The 17,754-nt window shown below is 64.9% G+C and carries 19 protein-coding genes and 2 pseudogenes; 7 read left to right on the forward strand and 14 right to left on the reverse strand.

Annotated elements, in window-relative coordinates; translation table 11 throughout:
• Positions 1-31 precede the first annotated feature (31 nt).
• On the forward strand, positions 32-487 hold the full coding sequence (locus FGL95_RS21665; protein WP_169590652.1) for a PPOX class F420-dependent oxidoreductase: 456 nt from the start codon (positions 32-34) through the stop codon (positions 485-487).
• Here FGL95_RS21665 and FGL95_RS32450 read toward each other — a convergent pair.
• From FGL95_RS32450 to FGL95_RS21695, 6 genes and pseudogenes are all read right to left on the reverse strand, one after another.
• Entirely contained in the window at positions 435-842 is a 408-nt protein-coding gene (locus FGL95_RS32450; protein WP_169590654.1) for a nuclear transport factor 2 family protein, read from the reverse strand. The two genes, FGL95_RS21665 and FGL95_RS32450, sit on opposite strands and share 53 nt — an antisense overlap.
• Positions 843-906: 64 nt before the next feature.
• Positions 907-1,448: pseudogene (locus FGL95_RS32455) on the reverse strand (cysteine hydrolase family protein).
• 40 nt (positions 1,449-1,488) lie between these two features.
• Positions 1,489-2,871, reverse strand: a complete 1,383-nt coding sequence (locus FGL95_RS21680) for an MFS transporter (protein ID WP_338079971.1) — start codon at positions 2,869-2,871, stop codon at positions 1,489-1,491.
• A complete protein-coding gene (locus tag FGL95_RS21685) occupies positions 2,868-3,311 on the reverse strand; it encodes a MarR family winged helix-turn-helix transcriptional regulator (RefSeq protein WP_169590658.1) in 444 nt (147 codons plus the stop codon). The genes FGL95_RS21680 and FGL95_RS21685 overlap by 4 nt, the downstream gene beginning before the upstream one ends.
• A 32-nt stretch (positions 3,312-3,343) precedes the next feature.
• Positions 3,344-4,336 (reverse strand): HEAT repeat domain-containing protein, encoded by a 993-nt coding sequence (locus FGL95_RS21690; protein ID WP_169590659.1) that lies wholly within the window; start codon positions 4,334-4,336, stop codon positions 3,344-3,346.
• 13 nt (positions 4,337-4,349) lie between these two features.
• Complete coding sequence (locus tag FGL95_RS21695; RefSeq protein ID WP_169590661.1) at positions 4,350-4,982, reverse strand: HEAT repeat domain-containing protein; 633 nt, start codon at positions 4,980-4,982, stop codon at positions 4,350-4,352.
• 117 nt (positions 4,983-5,099) lie between these two features.
• Here FGL95_RS21695 and FGL95_RS21700 point away from each other — a divergent pair, with 117 nt between their 5' ends.
• Positions 5,100-5,798 carry an NADPH-dependent F420 reductase gene (locus FGL95_RS21700; protein WP_169590663.1) on the forward strand — a complete coding sequence of 233 codons (699 nt, stop codon included), beginning with the start codon at positions 5,100-5,102 and terminating at the stop codon, positions 5,796-5,798.
• 33 nt (positions 5,799-5,831) lie between these two features.
• Here FGL95_RS21700 and FGL95_RS21705 read toward each other — a convergent pair whose 3' ends face one another.
• Positions 5,832-6,695, reverse strand: a complete 864-nt coding sequence (locus FGL95_RS21705) for a phytanoyl-CoA dioxygenase family protein (protein ID WP_169590665.1) — start codon at positions 6,693-6,695, stop codon at positions 5,832-5,834.
• A gap of 42 nt (positions 6,696-6,737) precedes the next feature.
• Between FGL95_RS21705 and FGL95_RS21710 the strand changes: the two genes are divergently transcribed.
• Complete coding sequence (locus tag FGL95_RS21710; protein ID WP_169590666.1) at positions 6,738-7,316, forward strand: TetR/AcrR family transcriptional regulator; 579 nt, start codon at positions 6,738-6,740, stop codon at positions 7,314-7,316.
• 45 nt (positions 7,317-7,361) lie between these two features.
• On the opposite strand, the gene FGL95_RS21715 is transcribed toward FGL95_RS21710, so the two are convergent.
• Positions 7,362-7,961, reverse strand: a complete 600-nt coding sequence (locus FGL95_RS21715; protein ID WP_169590668.1) for a TetR/AcrR family transcriptional regulator C-terminal ligand-binding domain-containing protein — start codon at positions 7,959-7,961, stop codon at positions 7,362-7,364.
• Between the two features lie 90 nt (positions 7,962-8,051).
• On the opposite strand from FGL95_RS21715, the gene FGL95_RS21720 reads away from it, so the two are divergent.
• Positions 8,052-9,089 (forward strand): aldo/keto reductase, encoded by a 1,038-nt coding sequence (locus FGL95_RS21720; protein ID WP_169590670.1) that lies wholly within the window; start codon positions 8,052-8,054, stop codon positions 9,087-9,089.
• A gap of 4 nt (positions 9,090-9,093) precedes the next feature.
• On the opposite strand, the gene FGL95_RS21725 is transcribed toward FGL95_RS21720, so the two are convergent.
• Together FGL95_RS21725 and FGL95_RS21730 are read right to left on the reverse strand one after the other, a co-directional pair.
• Positions 9,094-9,372 (reverse strand): YciI family protein, encoded by a 279-nt coding sequence (locus tag FGL95_RS21725; RefSeq protein WP_169590671.1) that lies wholly within the window; start codon positions 9,370-9,372, stop codon positions 9,094-9,096.
• Positions 9,373-9,390: 18 nt separating this feature from the next.
• Positions 9,391-11,166, reverse strand: coding sequence for a GNAT family N-acetyltransferase (locus FGL95_RS21730; protein ID WP_169590673.1), 1,776 nt, complete (start codon positions 11,164-11,166; stop codon positions 9,391-9,393).
• 33 nt (positions 11,167-11,199) lie between these two features.
• Here FGL95_RS21730 and FGL95_RS21735 point away from each other — a divergent pair, with 33 nt between their 5' ends.
• On the forward strand, positions 11,200-11,979 hold the full coding sequence (locus tag FGL95_RS21735; protein WP_169590675.1) for an alpha/beta fold hydrolase: 780 nt from the start codon (positions 11,200-11,202) through the stop codon (positions 11,977-11,979).
• 169 nt (positions 11,980-12,148) lie between these two features.
• Here the strand turns inward: FGL95_RS21735 and ychF are convergent, their stop codons facing one another.
• The 3 genes and pseudogenes from ychF to FGL95_RS21750 form a co-directional block, all read right to left on the reverse strand.
• Positions 12,149-13,234 carry a redox-regulated ATPase YchF gene (gene ychF / locus FGL95_RS21740; protein ID WP_169590677.1) on the reverse strand — a complete coding sequence of 362 codons (1,086 nt, stop codon included), beginning with the start codon at positions 13,232-13,234 and terminating at the stop codon, positions 12,149-12,151.
• Between the two features lie 9 nt (positions 13,235-13,243).
• Positions 13,244-13,829: pseudogene (locus FGL95_RS21745) on the reverse strand (class I SAM-dependent methyltransferase).
• On the reverse strand, positions 13,830-15,203 hold the full coding sequence (locus FGL95_RS21750) for a WS/DGAT/MGAT family O-acyltransferase (protein WP_169590678.1): 1,374 nt from the start codon (positions 15,201-15,203) through the stop codon (positions 13,830-13,832). It lies immediately after the preceding pseudogene.
• 86 nt (positions 15,204-15,289) lie between these two features.
• Here FGL95_RS21750 and FGL95_RS21755 point away from each other — a divergent pair, with 86 nt between their 5' ends.
• The gene (locus FGL95_RS21755; RefSeq protein ID WP_169590680.1) at positions 15,290-16,756 is read left to right on the forward strand and encodes a DNA-3-methyladenine glycosylase 2 family protein; all 1,467 of its coding nucleotides are present in this window, start codon (positions 15,290-15,292) and stop codon (positions 16,754-16,756) included.
• Positions 16,753-17,259 carry a methylated-DNA--[protein]-cysteine S-methyltransferase gene (locus tag FGL95_RS21760; protein WP_169590682.1) on the forward strand — a complete coding sequence of 169 codons (507 nt, stop codon included), beginning with the start codon at positions 16,753-16,755 and terminating at the stop codon, positions 17,257-17,259. Before FGL95_RS21755 ends, FGL95_RS21760 begins: the two co-directional genes overlap by 4 nt.
• Here FGL95_RS21760 and FGL95_RS21765 read toward each other — a convergent pair.
• Positions 17,243-17,689 carry a hypothetical protein gene (locus FGL95_RS21765; protein WP_169590684.1) on the reverse strand — a complete coding sequence of 149 codons (447 nt, stop codon included), beginning with the start codon at positions 17,687-17,689 and terminating at the stop codon, positions 17,243-17,245. The genes FGL95_RS21760 and FGL95_RS21765 overlap by 17 nt on opposite strands.
• Positions 17,690-17,754 lie beyond the last annotated feature (65 nt).

Below are 17,754 nucleotides of genomic sequence, written 5' to 3' on the forward strand. Positions count from 1 at the left end.
CAAGGGCGTCAACCGCGGCTAGGTTGGAAGGATGCCAGGCAAAGCTGCAACTGCGAATGTCGTCGGACTGTCCGAACTACTCGACTTCGTCAGACCGCGTCATCACATGGTGTTGACGACGTTCCGGTCGGATGGATCACTGCAGAGTTCGCCGGTCACCGGTGGCGTCGATGCCGAAGGCCGCATCGTCATCGCGACCTATCCGCAACGAGCGAAGACTGCCAACATCCGTAGAACGAATACCGCGAGCGTCGTAGTGCTCTCCGACGAATTCAACGGTGCCTACGTTCAGGTCGATGGGCGGGCCGAGGTCGTCGACTTGCCTGACGCGGTCGAACCGCTGGTCGAGTACTTCAGGGTGATCGCAGGCGAACATTCAGATTGGGACGAGTACCGCCAGGCAATGGTCGACCAAGGCAAGTGTCTGCTTCGGATTACACCGGAGCGCTGGGGTCCTGTTGCGACGGGCGGGTTTCCACCCAAATAGCTCGTGAAGGGCCTGGTTCGAACGGTTCGCCGAAATACTGTGTCTCGCGGACCACTTCGCCGTTCTCGAATTCCATGATGCTCACGACGTAGTTCGGTTGACCGTCGTAGGTGAGGATCAGCTCGCTGATCCACAGGTCGCCGCTGCCTGACAGGCGTCGAACAGCGAATCGCTTCAGGTTCGGCTGCGCTTCGCGCGACGCCTGAATACTCGCCCGACCGCGAATGCGCTCGCCCGACTGTGGATAGTCGAGCACCGCGTCGTCTCGGTAGATCCGATGTTCGGTGTCGAAATCGTTGGCGTCGGACGCGGCCCAGTGGCGTTGGATCGCCTCGCGCACGTCGTCGTCGTTCATCACTGCATTATTGACGACTCCCCCGCCTGAACGCCGCGGCACGCGCGATCGCTCGGCGCCAGCGTTAGGCCCACAGTGTTTCGAGGTCGTCGACCGTGGTGACGTAGGTGTGCGCGGGGAACAGCTGCTCGGTAAGGAAGGTGTGGGTGTCGGCGTTGCGGTCGGCGCAGGCGTCACGAAGGACGACGATCTGGTAGTCGCGGTCCATTGCTTCGCGCACGGTGCTGAGCACAACACCACTCGTGCTGATCCCGGCGAGGACGAGAGTAGTGATCGCCCTCGCGCGAAGTTGTGCTCGAGGTCGGTGGTGGAGAAGGAACCGATTCGTGTTTTTCGGACCGCGATATCGCCGGGCTGTGGCGCGAGGCGGGCGTCGATCTGCGTTGTCGGCGCGTCTGCGTGCATCGTCTTCCTGCGCTCACCGGCGGCCATTGCAGAAAAGATGCTCGACTCGGGGATCGCGTCGAAGTCGGCGTCCGTGAACGCGACCCGGACCCAGCCGACCTGCCCGCCATGCGCACGGGTCGTGTCGATGGCGGTGGCCACTCGGGCGACTGACGGTTCGGTGTCGGGTAGTTGGCCGACAATCCCGTTCTGGTAGTCCATGACGAGCAAGGCAGTGTGCTGTGGGTCGAGAGTGGGCTGGTCAGGCACGTGTGGTCTCCATTTCAGGGCGGGTATCGATTTTGGTCAAGGAGCGGTCGAACACGGTGATCAGCAGGAAGACGACACCGACGCCGATGAGCAGGAACGCAAGGTTGTGCATGCCGACGGTGGTGGCGGCTTCGCCGTAGAAGGCCCCTTGCGCGGCGGCGGAGATGATCGCGCCGAGGTAGCTGGAGGTCCGTAGCAGCCCTGCCGAGGCGCCGATATCGGCGGGATTCGCTTGGTGATACACGGAGTTCTGTAGTGCGAGGCTGCCCAGACCTTGCGGAATCCCGAAGGCGAGCGCAACGACGAGGAGAAGCCAGACGGGAGACGAGGAATGCAGCGCCAGCAGCAATGTGCAGCCCGCGATCTGTGCGACGGCGGCGACGACCAGCTTGCCCCGCACGCCTTTACGGCGCCCAGTCGCAAACGACACCAGGATCCCCGTGAGAAACAGCGGCAACGTGGCGAGCCCGGTTTGACTCGCAGACAATCCGCGGCCGTGCTCGAGCCATTGGGTGTAGCCGTACAGAAAGCTGTACGACACGACGTACGCCAACAGCGCGCGACCGTAGGTGATGAGCAGTGGCCGGTTGCTGCCGAGAATCCGCAGATCGATGAACGGGTGGGCACAGGACAGTTCGCGGGCGGTGAACGCTGCGGCTAACACCAACGCGGCGACGACGAGGTACCAGTCCTCGACGCGAGGGTCCATCAAGAACAGCAGCAGCGCAACGAGGGCGCCCGCGAAAGTCGCCATGCCGACGAGGTCGAGATCAAGCGAACGCTTCTCGCCGACTGGGGGAGTCGATTTCGGGAAACGGCGGGCCGCGAGGACGAAGGCGAATACGGCGAGCGGAATGTTGATCGCGAACGTTGCGCGCCATCCGCCGACCTCGATCAACAATCCGCCGAGCGACGGACCGATGACTGCGATTGTCTGTGTCGATATCGATAGCACGGTGAGTACCAACGCAGGACTGTCCTTGCCGGTCCGGTCGCTTTCGTCGCGGATGAGTCGCATCGCCGCTGGATAGCCGGCGCACGTGCCGAAGCCGAGAACGACACGCGCCACCACCAGGACCCACAAGTTGGGAGCGACGGTGCCGATCACTCCCGCGAGCCCGACCATTGCGGTCGCGGGAAGGAACAGGCGTCGCGGGCCGTACACATCGATGAGGCGCCCCACCACCGGCTGCCCGACTGCTGTCGCCAGGTAGAGCGACGAGATCAGCCACGCGGTCGACGAAGCGGGCTGACCGAACGCCACCCCGATCGGCACCAATGCGACGGAGATGATCGTCGAGTTGACCGGGTTGAGGACCGCACCCGAGATCAGTGGCGCGAACAGTTTGCGATCGAATCCGTCCGCCGACGTCACGGTTCGACGATTCGTTCCAGCAGGATCAGCGCCTCGTTGATCACCGCCAATTCGGCCTCGGTGAACTGTTCGGTGAATGCTCCCGCCAGCCATTCGGCACGCGAGGCACGCGCCCCTTGTCCCCACTCCCGGCCTTCGGGTGTGAGGAAGATGAGCTGGCGGCGACCGTCGTCGGGGTCGTCTTCGCGACGGACCAGTCCGAGGTTCTCCAGGGCCGCGACTGTCGCGGCCATCGACTGCGGGCGCACGCGTTCGGCACCGGCAAGCGCGCTCGTCGACGAAGGCTCGTTCAAGGAAAGCCTTGCCAGCGCCGATGCCTGCGACGCGGTCAGTTCGCCGACCGCCGACGCGTCCTGCATTTTTCGCCGCAACCGGCCCACGATCACTCGCAGCGCCTGCGCAGCTGCGAACGCGGGGGCGGATGCCGTCTTCGACTCCATATCGACAGCCTAAACTGTGCAGTTGTACCTGTCTATTGTCGGCTCATGATCGATGCCGCGGTGCCAGCGATCGTCCGGTCGCCGTCGTGTGTCAACTCGGTCAACGCGGTGCGGGCCGCCGACCCAGGAATCTCGGCCAGCGCCTGCGTAATTCGCAGCCTTATGGATGCGTCGGCCGACTTGTCGAGTTCGCCTTTCATCGCTGAAACGATCTCGTCGGCGGCGGATGATTCCTCCGCCAGGAGGCCGAGCACCTCGGCAGCCTCGACGTCACGCTGCCCCGAGACGACCATCGCGAGGAGAGGCGATGTCGCATCGGTGTCACCACGGGAGCCCAGCGCGAGGGCGGCACGCTCCCGGACCGTGGCATCCGAATCGCCCAGCGCACGTCGCAGGTGCGCCGATGCCTCGTCGGAGGGGATTGCCGCGATCGCGACGGTTGCCCGGCGCCGAACAGCGGTGTCGGGCGAGTCGAGTCCCGTCGCCAAGCCGGCAAGTCCTTGGCCATCGGCCCTGGCCAACGACCATTGCAGCGCTCCTGCGACGTTCAGATCGTCCTCCGACAGGATCGCCTGGACCAGCGCGTCGACGGGCCGCGATGTGTCGCCGTCCTGCGCCAAAATCGCCTGTTGGCGGTGGGCCGCCGATTCGGATTCGAGGCCGCGGAGCAGGGCCACGATGCGTAGTACGTCGTCCCACTCCGCGGGTGCAGCGGCGTCGACGCGCTCGAGTTTCGTGAGCAATTCCTGCTCGGCGACGATCCGCTCGTGCGTGTGTTGCATGAGGTCACCCACCAAATCGGCGGGCGCGAAGTCGGGCTCGTCCAACGCACGTTTAGCGTCGTGCAACGACAGGCCCAACGTCCGTAGGCTCTCGACGTGGAAGAGGCGACGGATGTCGTCGGGGGAGTACTCGCGATAGCCACCGACCGTGCGGCCCGTCGGCTTCACAAGCCCCAACGAGTCGTAGTGACGCAACATTCGCGTGCTGACACCGCACCGCCGCGAGACCTCACCTATCAACATCTGTCGCCTCCTACTATCCGTTCGGGCCGACGATCGCGACGCGCGTCGCTAGCTCCAGCGAAACGACGAAGCCGCCGTCGGGGTCGTGCCAGAGCCGCGTCGTCGCCTCCGCATGCGCGCGAACGACCGGATCCGAACTCGTCGCGGCTGCGTCGAGCACCGCGAAAATGCTGTCACCGAGCGCAACGAGTGCACGGCTCAAGCTGAGCTGCACGTCCCGGTCGCCTCGGCCGAGTTCTCGTGCCAACTCGGTGGCAAGCGTTGGCTCGTCGCCGGGTGGGACGAGCACCGCAGCCGCCCGCCACGCACTGCGCGCCACCTCGTCGTCGCCGTCGTGCAGCAACGCCGACACCGCAGGCCATGCGCGACGATTCCCGATCTTGGACAACGTGTGCAGCGCCTGGCTGCGCGCCTGTGCCACGTCGGAGCCGAGCTCATCGATCAATCTCGGCACCGTGAACTCGGCAGGTAGGCGGCACAACGCCCAGGTCAGCATGTCGCGGACGAAAAAGTCCGGTTCGACGGCGCACCGATCGACAAGTGGCTTCGTGAACTCCGGATCGGGGTGGGTGCCCGCGGACAATGCCGCCCGCAGCCGGACCGACGGGTCCGCAGCGGCCAGGGCATGGATGTGTGTGTTGTTCATGGCAGCTACCTCCTTCGTCGACCATTGGAGTCCTTGTCACTGTGTCAAGGTCAAGGGTCGTTGTCAGCCGGCGGCGAAATCGGAATTACGGTCGCCAATCCGTGGTTGACCCGATTCATGGCAACTATTGGATTTATCGGAGCAGGAAACATCGGCGGCACTGTGGCACGACTGGCCGTAGCCGCTGGCTATGACGTGGTGGTCAGCAACAGCAGGGGGCCAGAGACGCTCGCTAGCCTCGTGGCCGAACTCGGTCCGAGGGCTCGCGCGGCAACGCCGGCAGAGTCCGCGACCAGCGCAGACATTGTGGTGGTGACGATTCCGCTGAAGAACATCGACCAACTTCCGGTCGCAGAGCTTGCGGGCAAGACGATCATCGACACCAACAACTACTACTCAGCTCGCGATGGTCAGATCGCCGAACTCGACTCCGGCGAAAGTACCGTGTCCGAATTGCTGCAAGCCCTGATCCCGACCGCGCGAGTTGTGAAGGTGTTCAACAACATCCACTTCCGTCACCTCGCCAAACTTGGCCGTCCCACCGGCGCCTCGGATCGATCCGCCCTCCCTATCGCGGGCGACTCCGACACCGCGAAGGCCGCCGTGACCGCCTTCCTGAACGACATCGGATACGACGTTGTCGACGTCGGACCGCTCGCCGAAGGCTGGCGCTACCAGGTCGACACTCCTGCCTATGGCTTGCAGTACGCCGCGGAACCGCAAGCGTTCCAGGGTGTTCCGGGATTCTCGTTGGAAGCCGCACGACCGGCGGGCGTCGACGAGGTCAAGGGCCTGCTTGCGCAGGCGACCCGCTGACGCCAGATTCTTGCTCTGCAACGTGCGAAACGATCAAGCGTCGCTTGCCGTCGCCCGGGTCGATTCGAGAAGTCGCTTCGGGTGCATGCCGTCGACCTGTCCGACAAACGGCGGATGAATGCTGTAGCCGAGCATCCGGCGAATGTCCTCCGAGACCCGTCGCACGGTGTCGCGGGTCATCGAGAGAGTGAACGCCTCCTGTGGGCGCAGCCACGGCTCGCAGTATTGGGCGGTGACGGCCAGGCGGGGACGGTCCGTGCGGTTCGCGCCGCCGCCGTGCCACAAGGTGCCTGGGAAGAACACACATGATCCAGCGCTCATCACCACCGGCTGTCGGTCGGCCTCGTCGGGCAGCTGATCGCCCCAGGTGTGACTGCCGGGGATGATGTCGGTCGCGCCGTTGTCGGCCGTGAAATCGTCGATCGCCCAGATCGTTGCCGCTCCCAGCGCGGGGCGTGGTCGCGGAAGTGGGTAGAAGCCGTCGTCGGTGTGCAGCATCTGCGCTTGCTCGCCCGGCAGGATGTTGATCACCTGAAGCATCGACAGCAGGTAGTTCGGCATGAACAGGCGGTCGAGGAGTGCCAGCACACGTGGATGATCGGCGATCCGGTCACAACTGGCGGTCTTGTTCAGCACGCTGTAGATCCGTTGGGTCGTGTGCCCTTCGAACCCGTTACGACCACGTCGATCCAGCAGTGGCGCAACAGCTTCCCGAATTTCCTCGATGTCGGCCGGCGTGAGCAGATCACGAAGAACGACGAAGCCGTTGCGCTGCATTTCGGCGAGGTCGGCGTCTACCACTGCTGGGTCGACTGTCGCTCCGCTGCTCGCGGTCCGCGGATACGTCCCCGCCAGGTCACCGCTCAAATCCAGCAAGGACGTCACTTCGGCGCTCACAGTTCCTCCTGAAACATAACCGAGTTCTGTTATGTTTGGACTATGGCACGCGCGCCGATCGGTCGTCAACAACTACTCACGGCCGCTCGCGAAGAACTTGTGCGCGGCGGTGGGCTGCTGGAACTCGGTGCACTCACCCGCCGAGCCCAGTTGAGCACCGGTGCGCTTTACCACCATTTCGGCTCCAAGAGCGGACTGCTCGCCGCGATCTACGACGGCTTCTACGACGGACTGCGTCATGCCATTGCCGACGCGCACTTACCCGCTGACGTCCATTGGGGCATCCGCGAGCGCAAACGCACCCACCTGTTCGTCGGCTATCACTTCGCCGATCCGCTGGCACCGATCCTGCTGAGTCGGTCCGCGCTGGACCCCGAACTTGCCGAGCTGGAAGCCGTCCACTTGGCGACCATGACCGACACCGCCGCCGCCAACATTCGCCGCGGTCAGGACCTCGGCCAACTGCCGGCCGACATCGACGCCGACAGCGCCGCGGCCTTCATCATCGGCGGCCTTCGCCACGGCATCGCCCAACAGCTCAGGGCGACGCCACCGGCCAACACCCACGACGCTGCAGAACGGCTCTGGCATCTGATTGCCGCCACGCTCGAAATTGCCTGACCAACCCTCGTGAGTCTTTTTGGAGTCCCTGGACTCCAAAAAGACTCACAAGGGAACGAAGGCGCCAGCGGTTGCAGCGGCTACCGCGGACCGTGCGGCGGTCAACGCATCCGCCCTGGTTGGCGGCTCGGTGCGCGTCAGCAGGCGGTAGTAGAGGGGCGCTGAGACGGCCATGATGACCGTGGTTGGGTCGGTTCCCTCGGGCACCTCGCCGCGCCGTAGCGCGGCCTCGACGCACGGAACCCACTCGGCGATCCGCATGTCGTAGAACCGCTGCAACGCCGCGGCCGTCCGCTCGTCACAGCTGGCTGCGGCAATGACCGCGCGGAATAGCCGCCCCTGGCGCGGATCGGTCAACGTCTGCTGGACCAGAAGAGCGTTTGCTTCCAGATCGCCCAGGAGAGTGCCGGTTTCCGTCCTCGCGACCGACTCCTCGGCCATCTCCGCAAGGAGATCCGCGACCAGAGCAGGCACATTGCCCCAACGCCGGTAGACGGTCGTCTTGCCGACGCCGGCCCTGCGGGCGACTTCGGCGAGGTCGAGCGCAGGGAATCCCGACTCGGCTAGAGCGTCACCGGCGGCGCGCAGGACCGCGTGGCGAACGCGGGACGTACGCCCTCCGGGGCGCTCGATGGGTTCAGTCACGAGCCCATCATAAACGGAACTCTGGTGCCGTTAGTGCCGAAACGGTGTTAATCTTCTAACGGCACCAAAGTTCCGATAAAGGAGGATGGCATGGAGTACCGACGACTGGGCCGATCAGGCCTGCTGGTTCCTGAACTCAGTTTCGGGGCTGGCACTTTCGGTGGGCGAGGCGAGCTATTCGGGGCGTGGGGGAGCACCGATGTGACCGAGGCGCGCGAAATCATAGATGTCGCAATCGAATCCGGTATGACGATGTTCGACACCGCAAACGTCTACTCCGACGGTGCGTCCGAGGAAGTGCTCGGCGAGGCCCTTCGCGGCCGACGCGATCGAGTGCTGATCTCCACCAAAGCAGGATTGCCGACCGGCGACGGACCGTGGTCGGCGGGAAGCGGCCGAAGCCACCTGATCTCTGCGGTCGAGTCGGCGTTGCGCAGATTGCAGACCGACCACATCGACATCTTCCAACTCCACGCCTACGACGCGGGCACCCCTGCCGAAGAGGTGCTGTCGACCCTCGATGGGCTGGTGACAGCCGGGAAGATCCGCTACGTCGGGGTCTCGAACTTCGCTGGCTGGGAGTTGATGAAGTCGCTGAGCACCGCGGACCGACATGGGTGGCAGCGCTACATCGTCCATCAGGTCTACTACTCGCTGATCGGCCGCGACTACGAACGCGAACTCATGCCATTGGGCGCGAGCGAAGGGGTCGGGGCGATGGTCTGGAGCCCGCTCGGCTGGGGCCGACTGACGGGCAGAATCCGTCGGGGTCAGCCCTTACCGGCCGGAAGCCGGCTGCACCGGACTGCAGAAATGGGGCCGCCCGTCGACGACGAGCGTGTGTACGACATCGTCGACGTCCTCAGCGGCGTCGCGGACGAGTCCGGGCATACGGTCCCGCAAGTCGCGCTGAACTGGCTGCTCCGGCGACCGACCGTGTCGTCGGTGATCGTCGGTGCACGCAACCTCGACCGACTCCGGCAGAACCTCGGCGCGGTGGGCTGGAAACTCACCGACGATCAGGTGGCCCGCCTCGACAAGGTGAGCGCGACCGAAGCCCCGTATCCGCATTTTCCGTACCGCCGCCAGGAGGGATTCGCCCAGCTGAACCCACCTCTGGCCGGCTGACGCGCTACTCGAACCGAACCGAGTTCCACTCGGTGATTCGTGGCTCGGCGAGCCCTTCGAGCACGAAAGGATCTGCGGCGGTGAATCTTTCGGCATCCTCGCGGGTACTGAAGATTCCCATCGACCCTGCGACCGGGTCGGGCGTGCTGAACGGTCCAATCGCGATGAGCCCGCCGCCGGCGGCGCGAAACTCCTCGTAGTAGGCCTTGTGGCGGGAGAACACCTCCATGAGGCGAGAGCGGTCGGCGCCATCACGAAGGGTGTAGAAGACGACGTATTCCATGGGCGCGAGCGTAGACGTCTAGATATCCCGTTTCAGCCCGACGTGGGCGGAGCGATAGCCGAGCCGGGTGTAGAAGGCGCGTGCGCGTTCGCGGGCTTCGTCCGTGGTCACCTGGGCGAGTTGCGCACCCCGCGCACGCCCGTAGTTGTGTGCCCACTCGAGCATCGCGGTGCCGAGGCCTTTGGAACGCTCGGCCTCCGCAACTCGCAGTCCCTCGACCTGTAGCCGGATCGATCCGCCCCGCGAAAGCCCGGGAATGACGGTCAATTGCATTGTGGCAACAACGCGGTCGGCACTGTTGCGGACCACTCCCAGGTAGTTGGAATTGTCGCGGGCAACCATGTCGTAGGCAGCCTCGTATCGTTCGATTTCGGCACTCTCGCGTTCCCGACCGAACTGATCGTCGGACAGCAGCGCGGCGATGGCTTCGACGTCATCGCGACTCGCGCGTTCCAGCCTGAAGGTCCGGCCTGCCACCCGAAGCAGTCCGCGGACCGACGATCGCGCGCTTGTCTGCAGACGAGCGACCAACAGGTCTAGCCAGCCGCCGACGTTTGCGCGAGCCTCGGCGGTGTCGGGGTAGCGACAGCGCAGGTGCAGCCCGGACTCGTCGAGGATGAACCACAGCATGACGCCATCGGTATGGATGGTTGCGCTCACGTATTGCGCGTCGAGTCCGACGGAGTCGATGCGGACCGGCAGTCTCCGCAGGTCCAGCCAGGAAATCGCGAACATGCCGGGTGCGACGGGCATGCCGCCCCACGGTGCAAGGACGTCCGCAAGAGGCCACGAGCCAAGCTGCACAGCCTGTTTCACCGCGGCTGCCGCGGCGCGCGGCTCGGCGACCGCCGACTCCAGGACCGAATTGGTGATGAACCAGCCGACCGAGTCGTGCCAATTCTCTTCGTAGCGGCTGTGTACGGGGAAAACGGCGCGCAGCGGGGTCCCGGCCAGCTCGCGCGTCACTGCCGTCATCGCAACAACAGCCAGGGCGAGCGTCGAGACACCGTCGTCGCGGGCTTGAACAGCAAACGCGGCACCGTCGTCGAGATCGAAAACATCGCGCACTTCGACCCGCTCGCGCTGCGGCTCGGGTGCACCCAGCGACAGCGGGAATCGAGGCATGACGCCGCCGCTGTCGGTGATGATTTCCGCCCACCGTTGGCGCACGTGGTCCGGCGCCGGCGGTCGGTCCAACAGTGCTTGGGTGTGTTCGACGAACGCAGGCGGACGCCCCGGCAACGGTGTGTTTCCTGACCGCCCTGCAGTGAGGATCGACAGCAGGTCGCGCGCGATCACCAGCATCGACCACATGTCGACGTGAGCGTGGTCGGCTCCGATCACCACAGTTTGTCCGGCGGCAGTCTCCAACACACACAGCCGGTGCGAGGGTTGTTGGTACGGCGCGCACGCGCCGTCGAGAACTTCGCGGACCGCGTCGTTGACGGCCTGCCCCGGAGCTATCTCATGCTCGACCCATGCGCCCGGACGAATTTCCAGGTCGTGGAGCTCCGGCTCCGACGCGTCGGCGCCGGGCACGAATGCCGTTCGCAATGTGCCGTGACGGCCGACGACAGCCAGCCACGCAGCCTCGATCGATTCCCGGCGAAACGATTGTCCGTGCGGCAGCCGAAAAGACAGCGCCATCCACGAGCCAGGGCGCTCGCCCGCCCCCACGTGGGCCCGCTGGTCGAAAGACACTGGCAGTCGCCGGTCGAGGACAGACGCAGTGACGTCGTAGCCCCACAGTCGACCGAACGGCAGACGCAAGTGCGTGACGTTGGTCAGCCGCATGGCAGTACCCTATCGCCCCAGATAACCTGATTCATGCCCACATTCGAGGTTCCCGGAGCCGACCTGGCGGTTGCTCTGAGCGACGAGGGTGGACACCCAGTAGTCCAGCTGCACGGACTTACGTCGAGCCGTGCGCGCGATCGGGTGCTCAACCTCGACCTCGGTCGAGGGCTCAGCGGCACTCGGTTGCTGCGGTACGACGCCCGCGGCCACGGCCGATCGACGGGTCGGAAGGTCCCGCAGGACTATCAATGGCAGAACCTCGCCGACGACCTGCTGCGCCTGCTCGATCACTGGTTCCCGGGCGAACAGGTCCATGGAGTCGGTCCGTCGATGGGAGCAGCCACGCTATTGCACGCCGCGTCCCGCGAGCCCGACCGCTTCGCGGGACTCACGCTGATGGTGCCGCCAACTGTGTGGGAAACCCGTCCAGCACAGGCAATCGGCTACGAAGCTGCGGCACAGCTCATCGAAATTGAAGGCGTCGACGCATTTCTCGCGTCCGCGCGAGGCGGAACCCCGCCGCCCGCCACAGTCGGTGCGCCCGAGACGGTCCCTGACGTCCCCGACGCGCTGTTGCCATCATTGTTCCGAGGTGCGGCACTCAGCGACCTACCGGCTCCGGAGGCCGTCGCACGCGTGGACGTACCGACGACGATCTTGGCGTGGGTGGACGATGCCAGTCATCCAATGTCGACCGCGGAATCCCTTGCCGCACTGCTCCCCAAAGCAACGCTGACAGTCGCCCACACCCCAACAGACGTCGAAACGTGGCCCAACATTCTGCGCGACGACGTTGCGCACCATCGCTGATCGTCGTGGTCTTCCTCGACGCCGTTGATCATGGGCAAAAGTACCGACAGAGGTCGCATTTTCTGTACTTTTCCCCATGATCACCGCAGGATTTGCTCGACGCCGTTAACTTTCACTGTCGCCACAGGCTCATCGATCGAGCCTGGAGTTCGGAGCTGACCGACCGCTTCTACTTGCTCACATTGAAGCGGAAGTCGACGATATCGCCGTCTTGCATGATGTATTCCTTGCCTTCCATCCGTACCTTGCCAGCGGCTTTGGCGGCAGCCATGGAACCGGCGGAGACGAGGTCGTCGAAGGCGACGATTTCAGCCTTGATGAAGCCACGCTCGAAGTCGGTGTGAATGACGCCCGCGGCCTTGGGGGCGGTGTCGCCTTGGTGAATTGTCCACGCGCGGGACTCTTTCGGTCCTGCGGTGAGGTAGGTCTGCAGACCGAGCGTGTGGAAGCCGGCGCGCGCCAGGGCATGGAGGCCGGGTTCGGTCTGACCGATCGATTCGAGAAGTTCCAACGACGACTCGGCGTCGAGTTCGAGCAACTCCTGCTCGACCTTTGCGTCGAGGAACACGGCGTCGGCCGGTGCGACGGACCGAGCCAACTCGCCGACCTTGGCGTCGTCGGTCAGGACCGATTCGTCGGCATTGAAGACGTACAGGAACGGCTTGATCGTGAGCAGCGACAGTTCGCGCAGCAGGTCGGTGTCCAGCTTGCTCTTGACCGAGAACAGCGTCTTGCCCTCGTCAAGGAACTTCTGCGCGACGAGCGCGGCATCGAGGACCGGCTTGCGGTCCTTCTTGATGCGCGCTTCCTTCTCGAGGCGAGGGATGGCCTTCTCGAGGGTCTGCATGTCCGCGATGATCAGCTCGGTCTCGATGACCTCGATGTCGGCCTTCGGGTCGACCTTTCCGTCGACGTGGACGACGTCGTCGTCGGCGAACACCCGGACCACCTGGCAGATCGCGTCGGCTTCACGGATGTTCGCGAGGAACTTGTTGCCGAGCCCGGCGCCTTCGGACGCTCCCTTGACGATGCCGGCGATGTCGACGAACGACACCACAGCAGGGACGGTCCGCTCGGACTTGAAGATCTCGGCAAGCTTGTCGAGCCGCGGGTCGGGCAGCGGGACCACACCGACGTTCGGCTCGATCGTGGCGAACGGGTAGTTCGCGGCGAGGACGTCGTTGTTGGTCAGCGCGTTGAACAGGGTGGACTTGCCGACATTGGGCAAACCGACAATTCCGAGAGTAAGAGACACGCTGGGAGTTTACGGGGCAGGAGCACGTACGACGGTCACGGCCCAGTCGGCATCGTCGTTCATGGGCCGCAGGTCCCACGTTGCGAAGCGGCTTTCGACCGCCAGTCCGAGGGCCGCGAGGTCGTCGTCGAACTCCTCCAGCGAGTACACGCGGTTGGTCGCGAAGCCCGTCACGAGCACGCCTCCGGGCGCCAGATGCGCGGCCATGCGCTCGATCGCGGACCGCTCTGTCCCGCTCGAGGTAGACCAGTACGTTCCCCGCGGCCACGATCGCGTCGAAACGTGCCTCGCCCAGGTCGAGCGTTGCGAGGTCGGCGAGACGTACATCGAGGTCGGCGTGCTGGCGCGCCGCGTCGACGAGGATCGGGTCCAGGTCGACGGCAGTCACGGTGTGGCCGCGCCTGGCGAGCGCTGCGCCGACCCGGCCGGTCCCGCACCCGGCATCCAGCACGCGGGACCGCGGAGCGATCAGTGCGTCGACGGTCCGTGCTTCACCTTCGATGTCGACGCCGTCGGATTCGAGTTTCGCGAACCGAGCGACGTACGCCCGCGAATTTGCCTCGGCCTGCCATCGCGTTTTGTTTCCGCTCGTCATCTACACGAAGGCCTTTTCCAGCTCCGTCAGTTCCGTCTCCAGGTGGGACAGAATGCGCTGCAAGCTCGGCAGGCTGCGTCTACAGCCGATCAGCCCGAAGTCGAGCGTGCCTGCGGTGTTGGTGAGGGTGATGTTGAGCGCCTGACCATCGGTCACGACCGACACGGGGTACATACCGTCGAGGCGCGCCCCGTTGAAGTACATCTCCTCGCGGGGTCCGGGCACATTCGAGATGATGACGTTGAACGAATGCGGCGTGACGCGCCCGATCAGGGGGAGCCCCGCCAGGATCATCGGCGATACCGCGGCACCTGACCACGCGAGCCCGGACAGCCCGCCGATGGACTTGAACAACGACTTGGCGCTCGTCATCGACGCAGTGACAGCGTCCAGTCGCTCGACAGAGTCCGGCGTGTCGGTTCCGAGGCTGGCGATGATGGCGCCGACTGCGTTGCCGCCGGCATCGAGCTTGTCGGGAGCGCGGGTCGAGATCGGCACGAAGGCGCTCATCGATGCATCGGGCAAGGCGTTGTTGTCGATGAGGTAGTTGCGCAACGCGCCGCCACACATCGCGAGGACGACGTCGTTGACCGACACCCCCGCGGATTTCTTGACCGCGCTGATTCGATCGAAGTCCCAGGACTGCGCGGCGAACCGGCGAGCACCGCCGATCGGGACGTTCAGAATCGTGTGCGGGGCGCGGTAGGGGAGAATCAGGTCGCTGTCACCCATCGCCTTGCGTGCAACGGTGACGGCGTCGGGAATCATGCCTGCTGCGTCGGAGATCGCTTGCCCACCTGCGCGCAGAAGGCCGACCGGGTCGAACCCCGACCGCTTGTCCCGCCGCGTGGGCGGTTGCTCCGGCCGGTTCCACGGTGGCACGCACGAGCGGTCGTTGGGATCGGTGGACAGACGGCGCTGGATGAGCCGCTGGGCGCTCATGCCGTCGAGCAATGCGTGATGCACCTTGACGTAGATCGCGAACCGCCCATCCGCGAGGCCCTCGATGATGTGGGCCTCCCATAGCGGTTTGTGCCGGTCCAGCAGCGTTCCGTGCCAACGCGAGACCACCGAGAGCAGCTCCCTGATCCGACCCGGTGTCGGCATCGCGACCCGTCTGATGTGGTACTCCACGTCGAGCTCGGTGTCGTGATCCCAGAACAGCCCACCCAACGAACCGCGCGGCGTCGCAAGGCGTTTGAGAAAAGTCGGGTGGTAGTTGGTGTTCTCGACCATCTGGTCGTACACCGCGCGCACGTATTCCGGACCTGCGTCGGCAGGTGGTTCGAAGAGCATGAGCGCGCCGACATGCATCGGATGCTCCCGCGATTCAGCGAGGAGAAAGGCCGCGTCGAGGGGATCGATGATTTCCATCCCCAGAGCCTAGTGCGATTCTGCCGCGAAGGGGTGATGTCCGATTTCCGCTAGCTTTGCACGGTCGACCGAGACAGAGTGGAGCTATGACCACAGCGACCCGCTCGCCCCACCTCGACTTCGACCGCTGTTACCGAGCGGTCCAGGCGAAGGATTCGCGGTTCGACGGGCAGTTCTTCACGGCGGTCCGCACGACTGGAATCTATTGCCGCCCTTCATGTCCGGCGATAACACCGAAGCCTGGCAACGTGACCTTTCTGCCGACAGCGGCGGCGGCACAGCACTCCGGTTTCCGTGCGTGCCGACGGTGTCTACCCGACGCTGCGCCGGGTTCGCCGCTCTGGAACACCAGGTCCGATCTGGCGGCGCGTGCAATGCGTCTCATTGCCGACGGCGTCATCGAGCGCGGTGGAGTGGAGACTCTGGCCTCGTCGGTGGGCTACTCCTCCAGGCAGTTGACGCGGGTGATGACAGCCGAACTCGGCGCCGGACCGCTCGCTCTCGCTCGGGCGCATCGCGCACACACAGCACGATTGTTGATCCAGACGACGGCGATGTCGATGTCGGATATCGCGTTCGCGGCGGGGTTCGCCAGCATTCGCCAGTTCAATGACACGATCCGGGAAGTCTTCGTCGTCACTCCGTCGCAGATGCGCGCGGAATCGGCTCGGCGGGAGAATGTTTCGACTACCGACGGAGCGGTGTCGTTGCGACTCCCGTACCGTCCGCCGCTCGATTCCGCTTGGCTCGCATGGTTTCTGGAGTCGCATGCGGTGGCGGGGGTCGAGAGTTGGGCCGACGGCACCTACGCGCGAAGTCTGCGGCTGCCGCATGGGAGCGCCGTCGCGACGCTGCGGCTGCAACCAGGATTCGTCCGCGCAGACCTCGCACTGCAGGACATGCGTGACCTCGCACCTGCGGTGGCTCGCATCCGGCATCTGCTCGACCTCGACGCCGATCCGCAGGCGGTGGACGCGGTCCTTGCCGGCGACCCCAGGTTCGCGGACGCGGTCGCCGCGACGCCAGGAATCCGCGTCCCCGGTAACGTCGACGGTACGGAGTTGTTGCTCAGAACCATGATCGGGCAGCAGATTTCGCTGCCAGCGGCGGCGACACACACGGTCCGACTTGTCGCCGCGCTCGGTGAGCCGATCGAATCCGATACGGGGGTGACGCACCTCTTTCCCACCGCAGCGGCGGTTGCCGAACATGGCCGAGAGGTACTCACCGGACCGATCCGTCGAGTCGAATCCATCGTGGCCGTCGCGGAAGCGTTGGCCAACGGTGACCTCGAATTGCACTGCGGGCGCGACGCTGCGGACCTGCAACGCGATCTGCTCGCGTTGCCGGGGGTCGGGCCATGGACCGCCGACTACGTGACCATGCGGCTGCTCGCCGACCCGGACATCCTGCTCGGCACAGATCTGGTTGTCCGCCAAGGCGCTGCGCAACTCGGCGTAGACCTCACCGATTCCGACCGCTGGATGCCCTGGCGGTCCTACCTCTCGATGCACCTGTGGCGCATCGCATTATCGACAAGGAGTAGCAAATGATCGACTACGCAACCCAGCCCACACCGATCGGACCGTTCACAACGATTGTCGACGACGGCGTCGTTCTGGCGTCAGGGTGGACCGCTGACGTCGAAACCCTACGGGTGCTGATCCATCCAAGCCTGCGACCCGTACAGGTGCGCGAATGCCACGACCTCGGAGCGGTGACCCGCGCCGTCGCCGCGTACCACGACGGCGATCCATCGGTCATAGATTCGGTTCCCGTCCAACAGCATTCGGGCGAGTTCTTGACCTATGCGTGGAAGGTGCTGCGAACGGTTCCAGCAGGAGCGCCCGTGACCTACACGGAGTTCGCGGAGCTGGCGGGACGGCCGGCCGCGATACGAGGAGCGGCCAGCGCGTGCGCGCGCAATGCCGCAGCCTTGTTCGTGCCCTGCCATCGAGTGGTCCGGGTTGGCGGCGCACTCGGTGGCTTTCGGTGGGGCTTGCCCGTGAAGCAGTGGCTGCTCGACTTCGAAGCGCGCGCTACCGCAGATTGTTGATCGCGAGACGCCACTCGTCCGGGTACGGCAGGTGGAAGGCGACGCTGTCCGGACCACTCGGTCCGGCGAAGCGAACCAGCAGCAACGGCTTGCCCGTCGTGTGGCCCAGGTGCGTCTTCGCCAACTCGACTCCGGTGATGTCGGCGAGCGCAATGTCGACGGTCAGCTGGGGTTCCGACCGGTAGAACCACAGCTTCTTGGCGCTGAGCACCAGATTGCCGAGGCCCGGTTTCTTGTCACGCTGTGACTCGAGCCCGAGAAAGTTCGCCAGCACCTGCTCGCGGACGATCTCGTCTTTCTTGAACTCGGCCGACGATGCGTACCGCACGGTCTTGCGGTTCGGCGCAATGACGAGCCGGTTCACCGCATACCCCAGCAACACCACCACGACGAGCAAAATAATGAACGCGATGATTCCGAGGTTGGTCACCGCGGAAGAATAAGCGACGACAAGTGATCTTGGGGAGCCTCGCGTACGATCCGTGCAACTCGGCC

Origin of the sequence: Antrihabitans stalactiti, assembly GCF_012932915.1 — a bacterium.
In the GTDB taxonomy this organism is placed as follows: domain Bacteria; phylum Actinomycetota; class Actinomycetes; order Mycobacteriales; family Mycobacteriaceae; genus Antrihabitans; species Antrihabitans stalactiti.

What these genes read in the sequence shown, in the direction of transcription:
- FGL95_RS21730 (WP_169590673.1), bottom strand. Translation starts at nt 11,166, where the DNA reads ATGCGGCTGACCAACGTCACGCACTTGCGTCTGCCGTTCGGTCGACTG.
- FGL95_RS21665 (WP_169590652.1), top strand. Translation starts at nt 32, where the DNA reads ATGCCAGGCAAAGCTGCAACTGCGAATGTCGTCGGACTGTCCGAACTA.
- FGL95_RS21725 (WP_169590671.1), bottom strand. Translation starts at nt 9,372, where the DNA reads ATGGAATACGTCGTCTTCTACACCCTTCGTGATGGCGCCGACCGCTCT.
- FGL95_RS32450 (WP_169590654.1), bottom strand. Translation starts at nt 842, where the DNA reads ATGAACGACGACGACGTGCGCGAGGCGATCCAACGCCACTGGGCCGCG.
- FGL95_RS21755 (WP_169590680.1), top strand. Translation starts at nt 15,290, where the DNA reads ATGACCACAGCGACCCGCTCGCCCCACCTCGACTTCGACCGCTGTTAC.
- FGL95_RS21685 (WP_169590658.1), bottom strand. Translation starts at nt 3,311, where the DNA reads ATGGAGTCGAAGACGGCATCCGCCCCCGCGTTCGCAGCTGCGCAGGCG.
- FGL95_RS21760 (WP_169590682.1), top strand. Translation starts at nt 16,753, where the DNA reads ATGATCGACTACGCAACCCAGCCCACACCGATCGGACCGTTCACAACG.
- FGL95_RS21700 (WP_169590663.1), top strand. Translation starts at nt 5,100, where the DNA reads ATGGCAACTATTGGATTTATCGGAGCAGGAAACATCGGCGGCACTGTG.
- FGL95_RS21710 (WP_169590666.1), top strand. Translation starts at nt 6,738, where the DNA reads ATGGCACGCGCGCCGATCGGTCGTCAACAACTACTCACGGCCGCTCGC.
- FGL95_RS21690 (WP_169590659.1), bottom strand. Translation starts at nt 4,336, where the DNA reads ATGTTGATAGGTGAGGTCTCGCGGCGGTGCGGTGTCAGCACGCGAATG.
- FGL95_RS21735 (WP_169590675.1), top strand. Translation starts at nt 11,200, where the DNA reads ATGCCCACATTCGAGGTTCCCGGAGCCGACCTGGCGGTTGCTCTGAGC.
- FGL95_RS21750 (WP_169590678.1), bottom strand. Translation starts at nt 15,203, where the DNA reads ATGGAAATCATCGATCCCCTCGACGCGGCCTTTCTCCTCGCTGAATCG.
- FGL95_RS21720 (WP_169590670.1), top strand. Translation starts at nt 8,052, where the DNA reads ATGGAGTACCGACGACTGGGCCGATCAGGCCTGCTGGTTCCTGAACTC.
- FGL95_RS21695 (WP_169590661.1), bottom strand. Translation starts at nt 4,982, where the DNA reads ATGAACAACACACACATCCATGCCCTGGCCGCTGCGGACCCGTCGGTC.